The organism is Bifidobacterium catenulatum subsp. kashiwanohense JCM 15439 = DSM 21854 (assembly GCF_001042615.1).
Classification (GTDB): Bacteria; Actinomycetota; Actinomycetes; order Actinomycetales; family Bifidobacteriaceae; genus Bifidobacterium; species Bifidobacterium catenulatum.
The window spans coordinates 944440-963368 of record NZ_AP012327.1 but is presented as its reverse complement, the minus strand read 5'-3'; the positions used below and the strand labels follow the sequence as shown (position 1 = coordinate 963368).

18 protein-coding genes and 1 tRNA gene are annotated in these 18929 nt (G+C 51.7%); 7 read left to right on the top strand and 12 right to left on the bottom strand.

Going from position 1 to position 18929, the window contains the following annotated elements; all coding sequences use genetic code 11:
• The first annotated feature begins 389 nt into the window (after nucleotides 1-389).
• Nucleotides 390-1952: a glutamine-hydrolyzing GMP synthase gene (gene guaA / locus BBKW_RS04120; protein WP_033501228.1), complete on the top strand. Its 1563-nt coding sequence runs from the start codon at nucleotides 390-392 to the stop codon at nucleotides 1950-1952.
• 246 nt (nucleotides 1953-2198) lie between these two features.
• Here the strand turns inward: guaA and BBKW_RS10900 are convergent, their stop codons facing one another.
• On the bottom strand, nucleotides 2199-2537 hold the full coding sequence (locus tag BBKW_RS10900; RefSeq protein WP_228429077.1) for a hypothetical protein: 339 nt from the start codon (nucleotides 2535-2537) through the stop codon (nucleotides 2199-2201).
• A 9-nt stretch (nucleotides 2538-2546) separates the two neighbouring features.
• Between BBKW_RS10900 and BBKW_RS04110 the strand changes: the two genes are divergently transcribed.
• The 3 genes from BBKW_RS04110 (at nucleotide 2547) to BBKW_RS04100 (ending at nucleotide 4178) form a co-directional block, all read left to right on the top strand.
• On the top strand, nucleotides 2547-2696 hold the full coding sequence (locus BBKW_RS04110) for a TnpV protein (protein ID WP_231858518.1): 150 nt from the start codon (nucleotides 2547-2549) through the stop codon (nucleotides 2694-2696).
• 133 nt (nucleotides 2697-2829) lie between these two features.
• Nucleotides 2830-3447: a Type 1 glutamine amidotransferase-like domain-containing protein gene (locus BBKW_RS04105; protein ID WP_033501229.1), complete on the top strand. Its 618-nt coding sequence runs from the start codon at nucleotides 2830-2832 to the stop codon at nucleotides 3445-3447.
• A 392-nt stretch (nucleotides 3448-3839) separates the two neighbouring features.
• On the top strand, nucleotides 3840-4178 hold the full coding sequence (locus tag BBKW_RS04100; RefSeq protein ID WP_033501230.1) for a hypothetical protein: 339 nt from the start codon (nucleotides 3840-3842) through the stop codon (nucleotides 4176-4178).
• A 395-nt stretch (nucleotides 4179-4573) separates the two neighbouring features.
• Here BBKW_RS04100 and aroA read toward each other — a convergent pair whose 3' ends face one another.
• The 7 genes from aroA to dcm all read right to left on the bottom strand — a co-directional run bounded on the left by aroA (nucleotide 4574) and on the right by dcm (nucleotide 12319).
• Complete coding sequence (aroA, locus tag BBKW_RS04095; protein WP_033501231.1) at nucleotides 4574-5914, bottom strand: 3-phosphoshikimate 1-carboxyvinyltransferase; 1341 nt, start codon at nucleotides 5912-5914, stop codon at nucleotides 4574-4576.
• A 31-nt stretch (nucleotides 5915-5945) separates the two neighbouring features.
• Nucleotides 5946-6362 carry a hypothetical protein gene (locus BBKW_RS10465; protein WP_003835178.1) on the bottom strand — a complete coding sequence of 139 codons (417 nt, stop codon included), beginning with the start codon at nucleotides 6360-6362 and terminating at the stop codon, nucleotides 5946-5948.
• 59 nt (nucleotides 6363-6421) lie between these two features.
• A complete protein-coding gene (locus BBKW_RS04090) occupies nucleotides 6422-7507 on the bottom strand; it encodes a PDDEXK family nuclease (protein WP_128805891.1) in 1086 nt (361 codons plus the stop codon).
• Nucleotides 7508-7955: 448 nt separating this feature from the next.
• Nucleotides 7956-8303 carry a hypothetical protein gene (locus tag BBKW_RS04085; RefSeq protein WP_033501232.1) on the bottom strand — a complete coding sequence of 116 codons (348 nt, stop codon included), beginning with the start codon at nucleotides 8301-8303 and terminating at the stop codon, nucleotides 7956-7958.
• Nucleotides 8293-9474, bottom strand: a complete 1182-nt coding sequence (locus BBKW_RS04080) for a zinc ribbon domain-containing protein (protein ID WP_228429075.1) — start codon at nucleotides 9472-9474, stop codon at nucleotides 8293-8295. The genes BBKW_RS04085 and BBKW_RS04080 overlap by 11 nt, the downstream gene beginning before the upstream one ends.
• A gap of 2 nt (nucleotides 9475-9476) precedes the next feature.
• Complete coding sequence (locus tag BBKW_RS04075) at nucleotides 9477-10907, bottom strand: MvaI/BcnI family restriction endonuclease (protein ID WP_003835185.1); 1431 nt, start codon at nucleotides 10905-10907, stop codon at nucleotides 9477-9479.
• Between the two features lie 62 nt (nucleotides 10908-10969).
• On the bottom strand, nucleotides 10970-12319 hold the full coding sequence (gene dcm, locus BBKW_RS04070) for a DNA (cytosine-5-)-methyltransferase (protein ID WP_128805892.1): 1350 nt from the start codon (nucleotides 12317-12319) through the stop codon (nucleotides 10970-10972).
• A gap of 131 nt (nucleotides 12320-12450) precedes the next feature.
• Here dcm and BBKW_RS04065 point away from each other — a divergent pair, with 131 nt between their 5' ends.
• Nucleotides 12451-13650: a hypothetical protein gene (locus BBKW_RS04065; RefSeq protein WP_003835189.1), complete on the top strand. Its 1200-nt coding sequence runs from the start codon at nucleotides 12451-12453 to the stop codon at nucleotides 13648-13650.
• A 65-nt stretch (nucleotides 13651-13715) separates the two neighbouring features.
• Here BBKW_RS04065 and BBKW_RS04060 read toward each other — a convergent pair whose 3' ends face one another.
• The 3 genes from BBKW_RS04060 to BBKW_RS04050 all read right to left on the bottom strand — a co-directional run bounded on the left by BBKW_RS04060 (nucleotide 13716) and on the right by BBKW_RS04050 (nucleotide 14775).
• Nucleotides 13716-14006, bottom strand: coding sequence for a hypothetical protein (locus tag BBKW_RS04060; protein WP_003835191.1), 291 nt, complete (start codon nucleotides 14004-14006; stop codon nucleotides 13716-13718).
• A gap of 63 nt (nucleotides 14007-14069) precedes the next feature.
• Nucleotides 14070-14378, bottom strand: a complete 309-nt coding sequence (locus BBKW_RS04055; RefSeq protein ID WP_228429074.1) for a LysM peptidoglycan-binding domain-containing protein — start codon at nucleotides 14376-14378, stop codon at nucleotides 14070-14072.
• Nucleotides 14379-14655: 277 nt separating this feature from the next.
• A complete protein-coding gene (locus BBKW_RS04050; protein WP_003835196.1) occupies nucleotides 14656-14775 on the bottom strand; it encodes a hypothetical protein in 120 nt (39 codons plus the stop codon).
• A 1412-nt stretch (nucleotides 14776-16187) separates the two neighbouring features.
• Here BBKW_RS04050 and BBKW_RS04045 point away from each other — a divergent pair.
• Nucleotides 16188-17411, top strand: a complete 1224-nt coding sequence (locus tag BBKW_RS04045) for a hypothetical protein (RefSeq protein ID WP_003835199.1) — start codon at nucleotides 16188-16190, stop codon at nucleotides 17409-17411.
• Nucleotides 17412-17565: 154 nt separating this feature from the next.
• Here the strand turns inward: BBKW_RS04045 and BBKW_RS04040 are convergent.
• A tRNA-Pro gene (locus tag BBKW_RS04040) sits at nucleotides 17566-17639 on the bottom strand.
• Between the two features lie 120 nt (nucleotides 17640-17759).
• Between BBKW_RS04040 and BBKW_RS04035 the strand changes: the two genes are divergently transcribed.
• Nucleotides 17760-18929 (top strand): hypothetical protein, encoded by a 1170-nt coding sequence (locus tag BBKW_RS04035; protein ID WP_003835211.1) that lies wholly within the window; start codon nucleotides 17760-17762, stop codon nucleotides 18927-18929.

The following is an 18929-nucleotide window of genomic DNA, read 5'->3' as shown; positions in this document are numbered from 1 at the left end:
AACCTTGCGGTTCCGCGGAACGATTCATTCCCAATCACTTGAGCATATTACGAGCGAGGTGCGACTTTTTGCTGTTTTTTTGCGACTGTGTGCGTAAGTGTGTCGTTTCTGTTAGAAAATGAGAGCTTTTATCGGGAGATTTGTGAATACTTCACATGCTATCAAAAAGATTGATAAACGGCTCAATATCAACGATTTCAAGCCATTATCGCACCTTTTTCACGTTCGTTTTGCAATACTTGCATGCGGCGTGTTGAACCATGCGTAGTAAGCAATTGTGAGGTTTGTTCACTTTCTGTTCACAGCGTTTCCAATGTCTGCTAGCGTCGCCACAATAGAACAGTTAATATTGTTGCTTCTTCATACCTCATATCAAAAGGGAGAGTGTTATGGCTGCAGGTCCTGTGCTCGTTGTTGATTTCGGAGCCCAGTACGCCCAGCTGATCGCACGTCGCGTGCGTGAGGCCAATGTTTATTCGGAGCTTGTGCCGCATTCCATGCCGGTCGACGAGATGCTGGCCAAGGATCCGCAGGCCATCATCCTTTCCGGTGGTCCGGCTTCGGTGTTCGAGCCGGGCGCGCCGCGCGTGGACAAGAAACTGTTCGAGGCCGGCGTGCCCGTGCTGGGCATCTGCTACGGCTTCCAGGCCATGGCCTATGCCTTGGGCGCGGATGTCGACAAGGCCGCTCTTGGCGAGTACGGCAAGACCGAGACCTTCATCGACGAGTCGAAGGGTCTGCTCGAAGGCTCCCCCGCCGATCAGAACACGTGGATGAGCCATGGTGTGGCCGTTAAGACCGCGCCGGAAGGCTTCGAAGTGCTGGCACACACCGAGGGCGCCCCCGTTGCCGCCATGCAGGATGAATCCCGCAAGCTGTATGGCGTGCAGTGGCATCCTGAAGTCAAGCACACCCCGATGGGCCAGCAGCTTATCGAGACGTTCCTGCACAAGTGCGCAGGTCTCGGCAACAACTGGGATGCCTCCAGCATCATCGAGGATCAGGTTGCGAAGATCCGCGAGAAGGTCGGTGACGCACAGGTGATCTGCGGCCTGTCCGGCGGCGTTGATTCCGCCGTGGCCGCCGCCCTGGTACACAAGGCGATCGGCGACCAGCTCACCTGCGTGTTCGTGGACCACGGTCTGCTGCGCAAGGGCGAGGCCGAACAAGTGAAGCATGATTTCGTCGAGGCGACCGGCATCAAGCTCATCGCCGTGGACGCCTCCGAAGACTTCCTCACTGCCCTGAAGGGTGTGAGCGAGCCGGAGAAGAAGCGCAAGATCATCGGCGAAAAGTTCATTCGCACGTTCGAGAAGGCTCAGCGCCAGGTCATCGAAGAGGCGGGTGCTTCCGGCAAGGAAGTCAAGTTCCTCGTTCAGGGAACTCTCTACCCGGATGTTGTGGAATCCGGCGGCGGCGACGGCGCAGCCAACATCAAGTCGCACCACAATGTGGGTGGCCTGCCGGACGACATCAAGTTCCAGCTCGTCGAACCACTGCGTACCTTGTTCAAGGATGAGGTTCGTGCCATCGGTACCGAACTTGGCTTGCCGGACGAAATCGTCTGGCGTCAGCCGTTCCCTGGCCCGGGCCTCGGCATCCGCATCATCGGCGAGATCACCAAGGAACGTCTGGATCTGCTTCGCGAGGCCGACGCCATCGCTCGCGAGGAGCTTTCCAAGGCTGGTCTTGACCGCGATATCTGGCAGTGCCCGGTCGTGCTCCTTGCCGATGTGCATTCCGTGGGTGTGCAAGGCGACGAGCGCACGTATGGTTCGCCAATCGTGTTGCGTCCGGTTTCCTCCGAAGATGCCATGACCGCAGACTGGTCCCGCATTCCGTACGATGTGCTTGCCACGATTTCGACGCGTATCACCAATGAATGCCGTCAGATCAACCGTGTGGTGCTCGACTGCACCTCCAAGCCGCCGGCAACCATCGAGTGGGAGTAATTTGGAATGCTTTAAGAATCCAGTATTTATGCGGGTTTGCAGCACTTCAAGAAGTCTTTTGATAACAAATTGATAACAGTCATCGCAAGTGCCATTATTCTTGTTATCCAGTGGTTTATGGGTAACGGAATGATTATCGGGTGGCTTGCTGACTAAAGTTCGGAGCTTGGCTCTGAACGAATTCCATATTATAAACGAAGCCCTTAGCTGTGGTTAATAACCATAGTTAAGGGCTTTTTGTCGTGCTTATTTATCTTTCAAGTGGTCTTTGAATGCTTCTACGAGTGCGTCACTGAGTTCCTGTGATGGAACTTTTGCCCAACGTTGTGTGGTGTCGAACGCTGGATAATGGTAACGCCAGTTATCATACTCTTCCCTGCTGATTTCTTCGGAAGATAGCTTGTCTGCCTGTTCTTTCCAAGCATACAGCATTTTGATGAGTTCATATGCTTCTCTGCCTTTATCCTTGTTGACCTTTAAGCATACCTCTCCATCTGCTTTGCTGACAGTAAGACCGTAAATATCTTCAAGGGTAAACAGGGTGTGCATAAGACCGATAGATATCTTGTAGATGTTGATAGGCAAGCAGGGGATATGTTTCTTCGACTGGTAAAGGAATATGCGGACAGGCAGGGAGTGACGGAACAGTTAAAGGCAGAAAATCCCCACGAATGGATCGGAAGAATGAATAACATTCAGGCATGTGTGAGGGAAGTTGTTGGAAAGGAGCTTATCTACATATAAGCGTTTTGAGGTACGGTGCTCCCGCGTTTGCAGGAGCGCTGTACCCATCAATATGGTGTGGAAGATAGAATTTCGCAACGGGTAGATGTATAATTGAAAAGTAAAAATTAAAATTTGATGATGAGAGGTAGATATGAACAGTAAAAAATTATTTCTTACATCTAGTGGATTATCGGCTGATATGAAAAAGAAATTTTTCGATATTATAGGAAAATGTCCAGAAGATGTGAAGGTGCTATACATTCCAACTGCTGGAATTGAAACAGATGGAGCGAGAGAAGGCTTTGCAGTTTGTTTTCAGGAGCTTTCATCTATGGGTATTCGGTATGAAAATATATTAGTATATAATCTGGAATTGATTCTCTCAAAAGACTATCAGAGAACATATTCGACGTGTGTTACAGATCCTTATATGCTTACCAGACTGTTAACGATTGAGGAACTGCAATCTTTTGATGCAGTTGTTGTTAGTGGTGGTGATGCTGCGGTATTGTGTCGTGAAATGATTAGAACAGGATTTGATAGAACGATTGAGAAAGCAATTAATAATGGTCTTGTATACGTTGGAATTAGTGCTGGTAGTATGTATGCGGCAGGTAATTTAGATGATGGATTAAATATTATTAACAACCCTATAATTCCCCATTGGAATGGAACCAAAATAATTGAATTACCAGATTTCGGAGAAGCAATAAAGATTGTTGATGGACAAGCTGTTTATGTAGAAGATGATTGTATTAGTTTGATTTAGCCAAATAGTTTTACGAATTACAACTTGTAGGAACAGAAAATCAAATGCACATAAGCATTTAGAGGTGCGGTACTCCTGCATTTGTAGGAATGCTGTTACCTGCAAAATATGTGAAAGATTGAATTTCGCAATGGATGTATAATAAAAAGAAAAAATTATGAGGTATATTACAATGTTAGAATTGTTTGTCCAATTATTTAAGGCTGTATTGCAGTTGTTTCTTGCGTTGCTGAATCCTATATTTTTAAGGTTTTGTATGTTTTGTGCAGTTAATTGCCTTGATAGGTACAATTATTCCTACTGAACGAGCATTGAAAAAGAATTTTGATAAGAACGGAAACAGAAAGTGATAGGAGAATTTGCAGAATAACAAAGAAAGAAGGATACATATTATGGAAGAAAGATTAATTGCATTTGTTATTTGGGCAATAATGGGCGTATTATTTATTGCAATGGGCATTTATGATTTGAATTCCAAGAAAGCAAAACCTTTCGGATTCTGGGCAAATGCTGAGGTGGCGCCGATAGAAGATGCGAAAGGTTATAATCGTGCTTTGGGTATATTGTGGTGCGTGTATGGCGTTTTGTTTACGTTAATTGGATTGCCCTTATTAGATGAACAGAATTCGAGTTTGATTATTTTATCTATATTGTGTGCAATGCTTATTAGTATTGTGGCTATAGTAGTATATGTAGTAGGTATTGAACCAAAATACCGCAAAAAGAAATAGATGGAAATATTCAGTAATACTGAGAGATGAATTTCAGATTAGTGTTGAATTTTTAAACAAAACAGCTTATAATTTACGAAAGAACATATAGGTATTATCCACAGTTACCGAGCAAGTGTTATCAACACCGATAACAAAATGATAACATTAGTTTGTATAGGCAGGATAATATGGATATATCAAATAATCAAAAGAACGAGAAACACTACGGAGAATGATTCCTAAACAAAATGTGTTAGTCTTTGTAGAATCGGAGTGAGCCACAGGCTTGACGCATAGCGGAAGGGGCTTTCCACAAACTATTCTTGTGGAAAGCCCCTTCCGCTATGTTACGGAAACAAGTCCGCTCTCGTCAGACGGACCGAACGTCCTCCGATGTCACTTTTGCGTATCCGTCAAACAAGCATGCCATTCCACATATCCACGAAATTCGGTAGGGTTTTCGCCGTCGTGGTGACGTTCTTCACGTGGATGCCTTTGATGCGTAGGCCAAGCATCGCCGCGAATGTGGCCATACGATGATCGGCATAAGTCTCCATCACGGATGGTCTAAGACGATTCGCCGACACAGGGGTTATCTCCAATCCATCGGGCAGTTCGTGAGCAGCTCCTCCAACGCGCGTAATTTCGTTGGCCAAAGCCTCCAGACGGTTCGTCTCGTGCCCTCGTAAATGACCGATGCCAATCATGCGGGTAGGCTTGTCCGCAAAAACCAGAATCGCCGCAAGCGACGGCGCGATCTCACCTGCCGCCGTCAGGTCGAAATCACCTAGGCCGCTGACACGACCGTCGCCGGTCACTTCGCAGTACCGGACGCCGTCAATCACCGGGAAGTTGATTTCAGCTCCCATACGTTCCAAATAGCCCGGAAGCAGGCCGCCCGGCTGGGTGGTGGATTCCGGCCAGTGAGGCACGCGAACGGTTCCGCCGGCGATCAGTGCGGCGCCGAGGAACGGGGCGGCATTCGACAGGTCAGGCTCGACCGTCACGGTTTCGGGCAACTGCACGGCTCCCGGCTGCACGGTCCATACGCGGGCGTGTTCGTCTGCGTTGGCACGCACGCCGGAACCTTGCAGATCGGCCACGGTCATGCGAATATGAGGCAAACTCGGCGTCTTCTCCCCCGTGTGATGCAGTTCCAAACCGCCTGGCACTCGAGAGCCGATGAGCAATAGTCCTGAAATGAACTGCGAGGATCCCGAAGAATCAATGCTGACTACGCTCGGCTTGACGCGCTGGCTCACCGTTTGAGGTGGAGTGATTGTAAATGGCAGGCGACCTTCCTCGCCGCGGTATTCGATACATGCCCCCAACTGTTCAAGACCGTCCAACACGGGCTTCATCGGACGTGCGTACGCTTGCTCGTCACCGTCGAAATCCACAGGACCGTCCGCAAACATGGCAAGGCCGGGCACAAAGCGCATCACAGTTCCCGCAAGACCGCAGAACACCTTCGTACCACGGTGGAACCGGCCGTCGGACGGCGGCACCACCGTAACCGTGGTGTCGACCTGCTCATCGATTTCGCAGCGCACTCCCAACGAACGCAGCGCGTCCATCATCAGCTCGGTATCACGCGAGCGCAACAGACCGACCAATCGCACAGGACGATGCCCGAGAGCCGCAAGAATGAGATAACGGTTCGACAGGGATTTGCTGCCCGGCACCACAACGGTGGCGTCGAGCGGCTTGCCGGCAAACGGCGCCGGCCAAAGATTCTCTTGAGATGCGTTCATAGGGTTTATCGTATCCAAAACCCGTGGAAAATCATGTTCCGGTATCACCATGCAGCGCGACGGTCACTTTGGGCACGTACGCGGCGTTGTGGCCGGAGAATCTGGACGGTTGCGCGGACGCGGTCGAGATGCTCCACTCCGCATGCTGGAGGACTGACGTCAAGGAGGTCGTTCCGTGTTTGCACTGTTTATACCGGAAACCGGAAAAGGTTTTCAAACCGACTGAAACGCCTTTGTTTCTAACGGTTTTCGTCGGGCTGACAGGATTTGAACCTGCGACATCCTGTTTCCGCGGGGTGTTTCTTGTTGGATTGAATGGCTTTTTGCTAAGACTAATATCGTTGGAAAAATGGCGGTTCTTGATTTTTGGCTGTCTTTGTTGAGACGGCTGGGATTGGCTCACCGTGACGGTCATTGTTACTGGTTTTTTACTGGATTTGGCAGTCATGGTGGCAACGGCGTTCGGCGTGTCGACTTTATCCGATGAGCGCTTCCATGAGAAATTCTCTAAAGCTTAAGTTTGCCATGGATTCCTTTCCATCCTTTGTGATTTGATCCTCTGAGCAGGCTCGCTGCTACGGGATCCCATTCGTGACCGCAGACACGGCAACGAGCGTGAACTTTGCCATGTCTCGAAACGTATTCGCCAAGCACTTCGATGTCGGGATTCGCTTCCCTGACTTGCTCAATGAAATCGTCTTGGGACTTGCGCAATTGGTCATGAGCCCGTTTCGTGCCACACGTTCGGCATCCATCACCTGCGAGCAGACTTGCCGGCAAGGCATCCCACACCCTCCCGCACACGTTGCAACGCACTCGGACTCGCGTATTAACATTCACATACTTGCCCACGACCTCGATATTGGGATGAATGGCATGCAACCTCTCGACAAATTGATCGGGACTCTGGGCACGTGATTCTTCGGTCGCTATTTCCTCAATCCTCGCCCAGTCATCCGCGCTGAACTCACAGATGCCACCCGCATCCTTAATCAATCCAATCGCAAGATCCCTGAGCGCCGAACGGTCGCCTGAGTTCAAATCAAACGGGTATGTGAGGCAATCGTCATCGAACGGAGACTCCATGTCTTGCGGGAATTGATCGTATATGGTCACAAGCCGGATGTCGGCCTCATGACATCTTCTCCGCTTTTCGCCGTCACGTTTGACATTCCTTTTGTGAAGAAACCACACGCCCGGCTCGACCGCAAGCCGCTTCGATGGAATCAGAATATCCAGCTCCATTCCGATGGTCGTCTTGTCCCGTGAGAGAACCGTCTCCCCGGCAAGCGCTTGCCTGAGGGCATAGAGCAGAAACTGCTCCATGAAGCTGGTGCCGGATCGGGCGCACCTCGGGCAGCCGTGACCTCGTAAAAGCGCACCCGGCACCGCCGACCAAACGTGGCCGCAGACATGACACCGGACCTTGATCTTCGTATGCACGTTCACATAATCGCCAAGCACCTCGATGTCCGGCGACGCCTCAGCCAGCTCGGCCGAGAACTGCTCACGGGTCTTGACACCAGTCTTGCCTTGGTTGTTCCTCGCGCCCCGAATCGCACCGCAATGGGGACATCCCTTGCCCTGCAACAAGTTGTATCCCTTGGAGGACCATATCGTGCCGCATCGCTTGCATCGAACGTCGATGTAACTAGAGCCCTTCGTGTATTCCATTAATGGCTCCGCCTCAGGATTGATCTTGGCAAGCTTCTCTAGGAATTTCTCATTGGTGTATGTTTTCTTACGCCGGAGCTGCTTCTCACCGCACCGAGGGCATCCGCACCCTTGAAGCAACGTGCCAGGCATCGTCATCCATTTATGACCGCAGCGCAGGCAACGCACATCCACTGGCGCTTTCGACCCCTGATATTCCGACTCAATCTCCAGATCGTCAGCATGAGCATTCAGCCGTCCGAGATCGGCAAGGAACTCACTATGAGTCTTTTTCTTGGGCATTGCTCAGCACTCCGAATCCATAATCCATAGAGCATCGCATTATTGCGCAGCCGCTCTGAATTTGCGACATTGGAAGACTGTTTTGCTATCTAAACACTATCTTTTTTACAGCATTGGCTACCAATGGAGCGGCTTTCTTGGCATATGGGGCAACTTTCGGAATAACCACTTTTGCTAGGCCGATAGCAGCAGCAGCTGCCGCACCTTTCTTGACATTTTTCTGCAGTTGTTCCTTCTCACATGCTTCGCACAAATTGGACTTTCTCGTGCTTTCCAACTCGCTATCGCAGTTTTCGCAACGCTTGATTGTCTTGCGCATGAAAGCGTGGCCATGGGGCGCAACGGCATCTTGAGCATCGTTAACGGACTTTCTTTGAGGACTGTTTTCAGTCCCCTCGCTCTGAGCTGGATCATTCTTCTTCTTACGGAACATTGTTGCCGTCCTCCTCTTCACTGTTGCTTTCGTTCGTCTCCGGCTCAGGTCTGAATGGCTCAAGCAATCTTTGGGGGATACGGTCTAGCTGCGACGCGCCGTCTAGCGCCGTGATCCTTAGCGCCAGATCCTCGAATTGGTCAACCATGTCAGGCATCTTCGACCCAACCGGGAGATGCGAGTTAATTGCCAGTAAGGTGTCTCGCTCGTTAAGTTTATTCGCGTCGATGAATTCTCGGAACTGTTCCAAACATACCATGCTCGCCTCGTTTTGATTGAGCATGGCATATCCAGCGCCTTCGACACGTACAGCATTGGTGATCTGCGCCAGATCGTTGAACGCATCGGCAGCCCTCGATTGATTTTGCTGAGTGACGGCAGAAATCAGTTTCTTGTCTATACGCTCATTGGAATGGGCTTTCAGGTATTTGACGTTCTCCGCGAAATTACGCATCAATGTTCGCTTGGCATCGGTCGCGGATGATATGGCTTGTACTATCAATGCATCGCGCAGCCGTGAATCTTCAATGACACGGGCTTGCATGAGTTTATCCCAAGCGCCTTCAGCCAGTGCCAGACGGTCATTCTGCAAGTCCACTCGAATACCTTCGATTTGGTCCCTAAGGCTGCGGACCTCGGACAACACCATTGCGATGGCCACCTGAGTCTGCAAGTGCCGCATTGTATCCATGACATCAGGCGACATCTGCTCCCAGTCAAGCCGCACCTGCTTATAGAACTTCCCGTTCACGTCGAACACTTGCGGCATAATCTTCCCGTTGGCATCCTCCTTGAAGAAGAGCTTTCCTTCTTCAACCATCTTCATGATCTCCTCGGGCAAATGAGCCACCAATGTGGCTTCATCTTTGTTGGAGAATTCCTTGATGAGCTGGAACAGCCCTGGTGCAAGCGTCTGGAGCTGTTCCAGATTGCCTAGGAAGCCGAAGATTTTACGCCGGGTCTCCAAGGACATATCCAATGACTCGCCCACCAATGATTGCGATTGTGGATCCCAACGATCAATCTCAACTTGGAACTTTGGCACCATCTCATAAACTGCTTGTTGAGAAATCGGACGACTCGGATCGTCGCCGACAAAACCACATTGCGGGCAGGACAACGCTTTGTCGGAAATACTTGTTCCGCAGCCGGGACACATTATCATTGCCATGGCTATTCCTCTTTTTGCGAAGAATCGGAATCTCGCAGATCCACTTCTTTTACTTCTTGGTAGATGGCCGAGATGTCGTTGAGGTTGATGCGGAATTGGCTTCGGGAATGGGGCGTCCATTTGCCATCTTTGAGGGTGATTTTGTCGCCGGGGTCGTAGATGACCTTGCCGTCTTGGAAGGCTTTTAGGAACAGGCCGAAGCTGGTGGAGATGCCGAGGGTGACGAGTGGGCCAAATTCTACCGTGGTCTTCCCGTCTTCTTTTTCCCTGAGATACGGCACGTAAGCGGCGCGGTTGTGCTTGCGCTGCCAGTGTTCCAGTAGCTTGAGGTATGACCATCCGGCGGCGAGTTCGCCGGTCTGCTTGTCGTATAGGGCGATCATCCCGTTGGGATCGAAGTGCTTGGCATCGGTGAAGCCGACGAGTTTAAGGTTGAGTTTCGCTCCCTCTTTGTCTTCGCCGGGGCGGTTAATGTCGCCCGAAGTGAAGTAGTACTCGTCGGGATTGCCGTTTTCGTCGGTGCCGCTGACATGTCCGTAGCGCAGGACGAAATCGGCTTGGGATTGTCCCGTTATCCATCCCGTGTCGGGCTGCGGCGTGAACAAGGTGACCCGGTGGTTGCTGCGCCGCTCAAGGGATGGTTGTTTGATGGCCTTGAGCTCCCAGATGTCGAAGTCCGGGCCGGGAATGGCGTTCTCTCCCACGCCGAGTTCCGCCTCCAGAGTCAGTCCGGGAGCGTTGGGAGCGATGTATGGCTTGTCGATGGTTCCGTCGTTGCGCAGACGCCATGGGATGATCTTCTTGCCCATGATGCCGAGAAGAGCTTCCTCAAGGATGGAGAATTCGCCGGGCTTTCTCTGGCCTTGGAACACGACCGGGCAGACGTGCCCTTTCTCGAATGTGTCCATGTTCAAGACGTATTGGGCGGCCGGCGATGGAGCGCCGACGACCAAGGCGACAACATGTCCCATTCCTTCGCCCGTGTCCTTCACGGTTCCGAAGAACAAGCAGCGTCCCTCTTCGTGGCCACGTTTCGTCTCGCTCAACAGCTCGGACGGGCCTTCCTTGCATCCCTTCAGGAAGCCGGAGAACCTTACCTCGGGATATTGCGGGTAGAAGCACATGTTGGCGTTCGGCGCGTCGAACTCGCCGTCAGGCGTGACCCATCGCCACGGAACCGGAATGCGAATCAGCAGCGGCCCGGCTTTCTTCTTCTGTGATTTCGGATCCGTGTACCACGGCGTGCCGAGGGGAAGGAAAGCTAGGTCGGAGGGATCGTTGCCTAGGAAGATCTGCTGTTTCGAGTTGTTGTTGGGCACCAGCCGCTTGACCCAGATGCTTTCGGCACCGGCTCGGGTCAACAGGTCGTGGACCTGCTGGATGTCGGCCGTGTCGTACCATTGCTGATCGTCGTTGACATGGGTATCGCGCATACCTCAACAATACCCATGCCAATGTCAGCGCCAAAGCATCAACGGTCTAGCGGCGTGTCGTTTCAGTCGTGGCTTGCGCCGGCGACGGCCAGTTGGCGGGCCTTTTGGATCGCCTCGTCGGCCAGTTCGGAATCGGAGATCAGTTCGGGGGCCTTGTTCTCCTGCATGACCTTGAGGATATGGGGACGCATGATGCGGGCGATCTCCGCGATGGCTGGTACGACCACGGAGTTGCCGAACTGGCGATAGGCCTGCGTGTCCGAGACGGGAATGCGCAGATCATCCGGGTATCCCATGAGGCGGGCGCATTCGCGCGGAGTGAGCCGGCGGGGGCGTTCACCTTCCTGCGCGACCAATATCTCGGAACCGTCCTTGTGATAGCGGGCGGACAAGGTACGGGACACCATGTCAGGCGTCACCAAGCCATAGCCGAAGCCATGTCCCATGGCCTCGTGCTTGGCCTTGTAGTCCTGCAGGTACTGCCACAGGCGTGGGGTGAGCGTGTATTTGTCCTGCACCTTGTTGTGCTCGTAGTCGAAGTACCGGTCGCCGTCCCAAGGCAGATACGGCTCGGTGCCGTCGTTTTTATGAAGGATGTCAGCGAGCACGGGCTTATGTTCGGGGAGCTTGAGGTCATCCCATGTGAAGTCGGTATGCGAGCGGAAGCCGACGATGTAGATACGTTCGCGGTGCTGGGGAACGAAGTGCTGTCCGTCGATGACCTTCCAATGCACCTCGTAGCCCAGCTCGTTCTGCAGGGCATCGAGGATGACTTTGAAGGTGCGGCCCCGGTCGTGCGAGGTCAGATTCTTCACGTTCTCCAACAGGAACGCCGCCGGACGTTTCGCCGCGATGATGCGCGCCACGTCGAAGAACAGCGTGCCTTGCGTCTTGTCCCGGAATCCGGTCTCACGGCCTAGGCTGCGTTTCTTCGATACTCCAGCCACGCTGAACGGCTGGCACGGGAAGCCCGCGAGCACCACATCGCAGTCGGGAATGTCATCCACGTCCACCTTGGTGATGTCTCCGGCCATCTGCTCGGTGAACCCATAGTTCGTGCGATACGTGCGGGCCGAGAACTCATTCCATTCCGAAGAGAACACCGCATGCCCGCCAGCCGAAGCAAAACCACGACGGATGCCGCCGATGCCGGCAAACAGGTCAATGGTGCGGAAATCGGTGCCGTCTTCATGCGTGGTGCCGAAATACAATTCACGCAGCGCAGGAACATAAGCAGGCTTGCACTCCACCTTGCCCAACTCCCAGCGCTCCACAGTCGAGGTGGATACATGCAACGACTCGGCAAGCTGACGGCGCGTCATAGAACCACGCAACAACGTGATAAGCTCAGTTGCTTCATCAAAGCCATCGGTGGCTTGGGTGCTAAGGTTTGATTCGATAGCGCTACTCATAGGGAAGAACATATATCATTATGATGACAAAAATTCCCGGAGAAGCATATGTCGGACATTTCGAACATTCGTTCGACTAAAGGTATATTATGTGTATGCCGCACGACAAAATGTCTTACTGAAAGGTGCTGATGTCTAAGAAAACCGACTCGACCAAAAAGCAGTCGAAGCTACGCCATCCTGTAGACGATCTGGAGGCGAGAGACATTTTGCGCCGCTTTGTGATTCGAGCACGCCGCGTAGAAGCACATTCGCTAGTCCAAAATAACTCTGTCGAGAAATATGTTAAACCCTCAATGACAATTAGCTACAAGGAAGGGCAACCTACTCGAATCAAATACATAATGCCCGACCAAGAGATTTTTGAATCTCTAGCAGCTCGCACAAGGCCATGCATCCTCGAATCTGAACCCGTGTATCTTGAAAAAGTATTCCGCTCGATCGATATGCTACTTGACGGAAAGCAATTGACTGGACAGGCCAAGCAGTGTTTCGATTTTTGTCGAAAGAAATTTCGAGATCTACACGATAAAAACAACGGTGAATCTTATTCGATTCAAATGTATGACAAAGATAATGTTCCCGAGGGTCGACCCTTATCTGATCTCCTGATAGGCGAAGCTTGGCTGTACTCAGATTTGGTTCATGCTGACCCCAAGGGAGACAAAGCAAGAGCGGCAAAGCTTTCATATCGTGACCGATATTATGCCGGAACGTCATTTTTCAGCATGCTAACAATTGTCATCATTAATATGCTGAATCTCATCACCGCAATTAACAAGCAGTTCCAACTCAACATCGATAAAAAAGCTTGGAAAGAACAGGTAGTGGCTTCAGCGGAAGATTCGGAAGTGGCCACCGAGAAAATGGTGGTCTTGCCTCCTAACACTAGAGTGCCCGAAGGCATTGATCCCAGTGCTCTTCCTGCAGCCATTGATGTGACTAGCCCAACTGAAGCGATTAGATTTATACAGCCCGAACACAGCACCGATGTCATTTTCCTCCGCAGGAAGGAACTTGTCAGCAAAGTCCATGGAGCTTTTTCTTGGAAAAATGACGTACTGTCCATTCTAATTGCAGACGCACTTGTACTCGAACTCAGTACTGCCGGGGCTAGCCAAGCAGAAAGCCTTCAACGAGTGGAAACTCGCATCAAGCATCGATTCACTGCCGATACGGAGGCAACTAACTCCTTACGAGCGATCATGCACAAATGCGACCGACTCCTCACGGTCATTCCATACAAGAAGGGCAGCCTCCTATATGTTGATTGTCCTCTTGCTGTTAAAAACGATAAGCAGTCGGCAAACAACTCTTCCCCTCAGAAGTAGCTACAGATTTACGTGGATCCAGCCAACTGGCCGAGTCCACGTAAATTGAAGTAGTATAAATCAGACTACTGGTTGCGCAGTTTATCTTTGGATAGTTCCCCGTCGAGCACTTGGTTAACGAGCGTGTACACGGTCTGGGCGACGCCCACTATTCCTGCGAGCGTGATTCCCCATGTGTGGGTGCCGTCGAATCCGCCGGTGGCGGCGATGGCGATGGTGCCGAACAGGATGGATGCGGCCAAAGAGACAAGCCCGACGTATCCACTGGGAATGTACTTCTTAAAGGCCTGCACGACGGCGGGCACGATCAGGCCCACAATCCCAGAGGCAAGGGTGGTTGCGGTGGAAATATCCATGGGTTTCTCCTTAGATGATGAGAGTGGCCTCCGGCATGGTGTCGAAGGCCACAATGGTTTGGGTCAGTAGCGGAGCCGCTGACCGGGGTAAATAAGATTGGGGCTGGCGAGGTTGTTCAACTGGGCGACGCGCTGCCATCCGTCGGCCCCGAAGATGCCGCTGAGAGTTTCTCCACGCTTGACGACATGCACACGACCACTTGTGGACACGGATCCGCTGGCAGCAGCTGACGTGCCTCGATAGGTGACGATGTTGCCCGGATAGATCAGGTTGATGTTGCCGGATGGCGCACTCCATGCGGACAGCGGCCACAGTCCGGTTCGCTTGGCAATACCGGACATGGTATCGCCGTTGCGCACGGTCACGCTCACGCTTCGGTCGGAAGTGTATGTGATCAAATAAAGGTGTTCGGCGTCGGCACTTGTTCCTGTACACCCTGAGCGCTCAATTTGGACATTGCCGGCGGTGATGGTGCCGGTGGGATGAGAACACCGGCATCGTCCGGTTCCTTGATGGATTCCCGAGTGCTTATCAACCAAACTGATGGTTCCCGGGAGGAAAGGAAATGACTGTTTTGCTTCAATTTTTCTTAAGCAATTGGGGCTGGTGACGTTTTGTTGGACTCGTCATTGATTCCATCCCCACCGATCATGCCGCAAGACCGAGCGCACCTCGACGAGCCATGATGCTCATGCCGAACTTCGTCTTGATCCTCCTGTTCCGGTACCAGACCATGTAGCCGTCGAGCATGCCGATGAACCCGTCCATCGAGACGCCCGCGAAGCCGCGCTTGCGGAGGAACTCCTGCTTAACCCGGCCTAGGAACCCTCCGCGGCGGCGCAGCGCTCGTATTTGATGTACAGGTCCACTGCCCTGTCACGCTGCTCCTTGTTGTACTTCGCCATAAGAGGGTTCTCCTCCCGGCCGGGAAGTCCAAGAAAACATCACCACATCGAAAAGCGGATGAATGACATGGATGATGACGACTGGCTGTTTCGCGCCGCGAGGGGCGAGAACCTGTGGACGACGTGGCGGACGCGATCAGAGCCCTCCACGAGCGCGAACTCGTGTGAATCAGGCATGGAGGTATCGCGGCGTTTGTATGCATTTGTATGCGGATTGTTTTCGACGGTATAATTAAACCCCCTTGAAAACCTAATGTTTTCAGGGGTTACGGTCGGGCTGACAGGATTTGATTTGAATAGCGTCATCTCAACGTTTATAGGCTCTCAGGTGTGATAATGATACACCTAAGGATACTTCGTATCGCTTTAAACCAGATCATAGTAAGAGGCCAGAACGATGAGCTTGTCTCATCTCGAGGAACCTTTTGAGGTTTCGATACGCCTCATCTTGATGAGGGGGGCAGGTCTGGCCTTGGAAGACGCTCTGCGGCGAGCAGATCATGTGGTTACGGTTGTTTTGTTCTTTTCTGAGATACGTTTTCTAAGAGCCTCGTGTTTTTGCTTTTGGCTTGGTCTTGGATTGATGAGAACGAACTATTCGTCTACGTTCACTTATTAGTGCCTCTAGATGAATAGCCAGATCTCGATTCGAAGAAAAACGCATTTTTGATAGATTGCACGTGAGATGGAGATTTCGCCTTTAAAACGACTCTCCGTGTTCTTGCTTCTCCTCGGAGATCCGCTGGTGCTTTTGACTGTCCTGCGGCTTGGCCGTGTCTGGCGTCTGGACGTGGGTGCATGGGGCGTGTCCTGATTACCGAGGTGACTCTGTGGCGAAGGACCTAGCAATGGGAGCGAACTCGCGAAAAGCGAGGATCGCGGTCCATTGTGGTTTCTGAGTTGCAGATAAGTCGCTGAGGTGGTGAAGGACGTTAGCTCTGTGTGCTTGCGTCTGGGTTGTTGGATACGGCTGTGCTGTGCGGCCGGGAGTGCCTTGAGCGGGTCGAAGAGCAAATCCCGGGGGCAAGCTTCGTAGCGAAACGGAGAAGCGGTCTAGACGGTTTGTAACCGGCTAGATGCCCAGTATTATTATTAGGGATTTGCGTAACTTTGATACTGATTTGATATAGACACACTTATTAGTGAATTTTTGACCTCTAGATTTGTAACACGCCAGAGACTCCATTTTAGGCTGTTTGTTACAAAAAACGACGCTGATATTAGTCCTTCCGAGTGATGAAAGGTAGTAGCCACAGAAACGGAAAACTATCAACAATGAAAGACTCTAATCTGGTCTCCAGCTCTCGTAATAACTGGTTCTTTACGTTGAACAATGTCGAGGAATGCTTCGGCACCGAAGACCCTTCCAAGATCGAAAGTGCTCTTGAGAAGAAGTTGTCCCATTACCGGTATGCCTGTCAGCTTGAACGTGGTAAGGATTCCGAACATCTGCATTTGCAAGGCGTTATAGCCTCTGACGGTCGTGTAAGGGGCAAGACTCTGATGAATAAGCTTCCTGGCATCCATCTTGAGGTTGTGAAGAATCTTCAGGGTTCGTACTCCTATTGCACCAAGGAAGACACTAGGGTCGCTGGCCCCTTTATCCATGAGTACTCCACGAAGAAGAACGATGATGGTGATCCTTTGACTTGGAACGATCTGGTGGACACCTCCATGACCTATGAGGAGTACAAGAGGTTCGATGGGTCTGGCTATACCTCGAAGAAGCTTAGGGACAGGAAGATCATCTACTTTGAGGTCTACAAGGAAGGTAGGTCTCTCAGCGATGTGATTAAAGACCCTTCTCTGGCTGTGATAGTGGCGGATAACCTTCAGTACTGCAAGACGCTTGAAGCTAAGTACCTTGAGGAGAAATCCAAGGCATGTGAGGATGAGCTTCCTTTTGTGGAATACCGTTGGGGTGAGACCGGCACTGGTAAGACGTGGACTGCTTTGCATGATCCTGAGACTGGCAAGAGGCTTGACGATGTCTATCTCGTGAAGGATTGGGCCGCACCTTTTGACAACTATAAGGGTGAGTCCGTGATTCTTCTGGATGATCTGCGTGGTAGATCTGTTGACCGTTCTTTTGCGCGTAGCGGCATTGCTCTTGCTGATCTGATCAAGATTCTCGATAATTATTCCGGTGAGGTCCACGCTAGGAACGTGAATAGGTATCTCGCCGTTAAGAAGTTCATCATCACGTCCAATTGGCCTTTGGAAGACCAGTATGTCGGTGAGTCTCCTTGTGATAGGGATGCTTTCTTCAACCGTATTGACAAGGTCGTGTTGTTCGTTGGCGGGTCTCGGCGTAAGAAGGAGCATAGCAGCTTCATCCACTATCCTGACGGTTCCGAGGTGAAGGTTTCTCTCTCTGGTAGGGAGATCGGGGACAGTGGGTTTGCCAGTTCCTTGAAGGAGTGTGTCGAGCCTCTGGATCCTAACCGTGAGAGCAAGTACGGTATCTATCCCGATGGGATTTCTCTGGACATTGACTGACCGATATTGGAATTACGTTGATTAGTAATTCCTTTTCTGCCCTCGTCATTTTGGCGGGGGCTTCTTTATTGGAAATAATGATACAGGCAATGATACACTTTTTGGGCATGAAAAAGGGAGAAACGTTGGAATCTCAACGAATCTCCCCTGTGGGTCGGGCTGACAGGATTTGAACCTGCGACATTCTGCTCCCAAAGCAGACGCGCTACCAAACTGCGCTACAGCCCGTTCCTGCTCGCTTTCAGCGAACCCGCATCGCGGAATCGCATCATGTGAACACGAGTTTCTATTATAGCGTATGGTTGGACAACGACAGGCTTACAATAGCGTTTCGGAAGGGAGAGTGGCATGGGACGTCATCAGCAGGCTGAATCATCGGGCATTATCTCCTTTGTAATATGCGCCATCATCGCTTGGTTTGTCATGAACGCTTACACGCAGTTCGCTCCCGCCATTTGGCGTGTCACGCAACGACTGTTCACTGTCTGCTCGGGAATCGTGGCAGGATGCGGTGTTATATCATTCAGTCTGGGTTATGCACGAAAATCACGCTCGTTGACGCTCAAACATGGTTGGACTATTCCTGTCCGTCGTATTTTCGAGATCCTCGCGCTTTCCGTGGTGTATGCCTCGACCATTTTCGTCATGTCGTTCATGATGTTGTCCATCATCAACAACATGATGGGCATCCGCACGCTGAAAGGCTATCTGCCGATCCTATGCGCGGCCATCGCAGGCGTTGTAGGCTATATCACTTTCGTACAGGCGGAACTTATGAACGCCAAAACGATCGCTTCCCTACTGCCGTTTTTCGTGGTGTCTGGCGTGAGCATCGCAGGATTGACGTCCGACGATCCATATTGGTACAACAATAATTTCTCCCAACTGGGCGACCGTACGACGTTCGCCGCACGTATGTTCAATTCGACGCTGATGCTCGCGGGCATCTGCATTGTAATCATCAGCTATTTCGCCGTTTCCGAGCTCATCACCACGTATCGTCTGCAATTGCAGTATCTGGATTCCAACTCCATCAATGAAACGCCGAAGCATTTCCGTACAAGGATTCTGCTGCTGTCGATCATGTTGGCGTTGGCCGGCATCGCCTTCGTAGGCATCGGCATGTTCCGTTACACGCCGCATCCGATTTTGCACAACGTGTTCGCCCGCGGCCTGCCATGTTTGATGAGCGTGCTGATGATTGCCCTGCCTTGGCTTGCCCCGCAACTTTCAAAGATCGTATACGTGGTTTCCGATCTTGCGATTGTGATTGGCGCTTATGCCGGATTCCAATGGCTGAGCGGGCATAACACGCTGACGAACGTGGAGGCGTTGGCCGGCATGATGTTCCTTGGCTGGTTCATCATTTTCTCGCGTCAGATTGCCGCCATCGAAGCGGACCGCGTGCAGACGCAGCTGGTACTGGCACAATCCGAGAGGCCCCGCTCCGTCGAGGATCTTGCGGAAGTCAGCGAAACCGTTCCCGACACTGTTTCCCGGCTTGCTTCGGAAGTCTAA

What these genes read in the sequence shown, in the direction of transcription:
- BBKW_RS04045 (WP_003835199.1), top strand. Translation starts at nt 16,188, where the DNA reads ATGAAAGACTCTAATCTGGTCTCCAGCTCTCGTAATAACTGGTTCTTT.
- BBKW_RS04050 (WP_003835196.1), bottom strand. Translation starts at nt 14,775, where the DNA reads ATGGACGGGTTCATCGGCATGCTCGACGGCTACATGGTCTGGTACCGG.
- BBKW_RS10465 (WP_003835178.1), bottom strand. Translation starts at nt 6,362, where the DNA reads ATGACTGCCAAATCCAGTAAAAAACCAGTAACAATGACCGTCACGGTG.
- guaA (WP_033501228.1), top strand. Translation starts at nt 390, where the DNA reads ATGGCTGCAGGTCCTGTGCTCGTTGTTGATTTCGGAGCCCAGTACGCC.
- BBKW_RS04035 (WP_003835211.1), top strand. Translation starts at nt 17,760, where the DNA reads ATGGGACGTCATCAGCAGGCTGAATCATCGGGCATTATCTCCTTTGTA.
- aroA (WP_033501231.1), bottom strand. Translation starts at nt 5,914, where the DNA reads ATGAACGCATCTCAAGAGAATCTTTGGCCGGCGCCGTTTGCCGGCAAG.
- BBKW_RS04080 (WP_228429075.1), bottom strand. Translation starts at nt 9,474, where the DNA reads ATGGCAATGATAATGTGTCCCGGCTGCGGAACAAGTATTTCCGACAAA.
- BBKW_RS04060 (WP_003835191.1), bottom strand. Translation starts at nt 14,006, where the DNA reads ATGGATATTTCCACCGCAACCACCCTTGCCTCTGGGATTGTGGGCCTG.
- BBKW_RS04105 (WP_033501229.1), top strand. Translation starts at nt 2,830, where the DNA reads ATGAACAGTAAAAAATTATTTCTTACATCTAGTGGATTATCGGCTGAT.
- BBKW_RS04075 (WP_003835185.1), bottom strand. Translation starts at nt 10,907, where the DNA reads ATGCGCGATACCCATGTCAACGACGATCAGCAATGGTACGACACGGCC.
- BBKW_RS04100 (WP_033501230.1), top strand. Translation starts at nt 3,840, where the DNA reads ATGGAAGAAAGATTAATTGCATTTGTTATTTGGGCAATAATGGGCGTA.
- BBKW_RS04065 (WP_003835189.1), top strand. Translation starts at nt 12,451, where the DNA reads ATGTCTAAGAAAACCGACTCGACCAAAAAGCAGTCGAAGCTACGCCAT.
- BBKW_RS04110 (WP_231858518.1), top strand. Translation starts at nt 2,547, where the DNA reads ATGTTTCTTCGACTGGTAAAGGAATATGCGGACAGGCAGGGAGTGACG.
- BBKW_RS04085 (WP_033501232.1), bottom strand. Translation starts at nt 8,303, where the DNA reads ATGTTCCGTAAGAAGAAGAATGATCCAGCTCAGAGCGAGGGGACTGAA.
- dcm (WP_128805892.1), bottom strand. Translation starts at nt 12,319, where the DNA reads ATGAGTAGCGCTATCGAATCAAACCTTAGCACCCAAGCCACCGATGGC.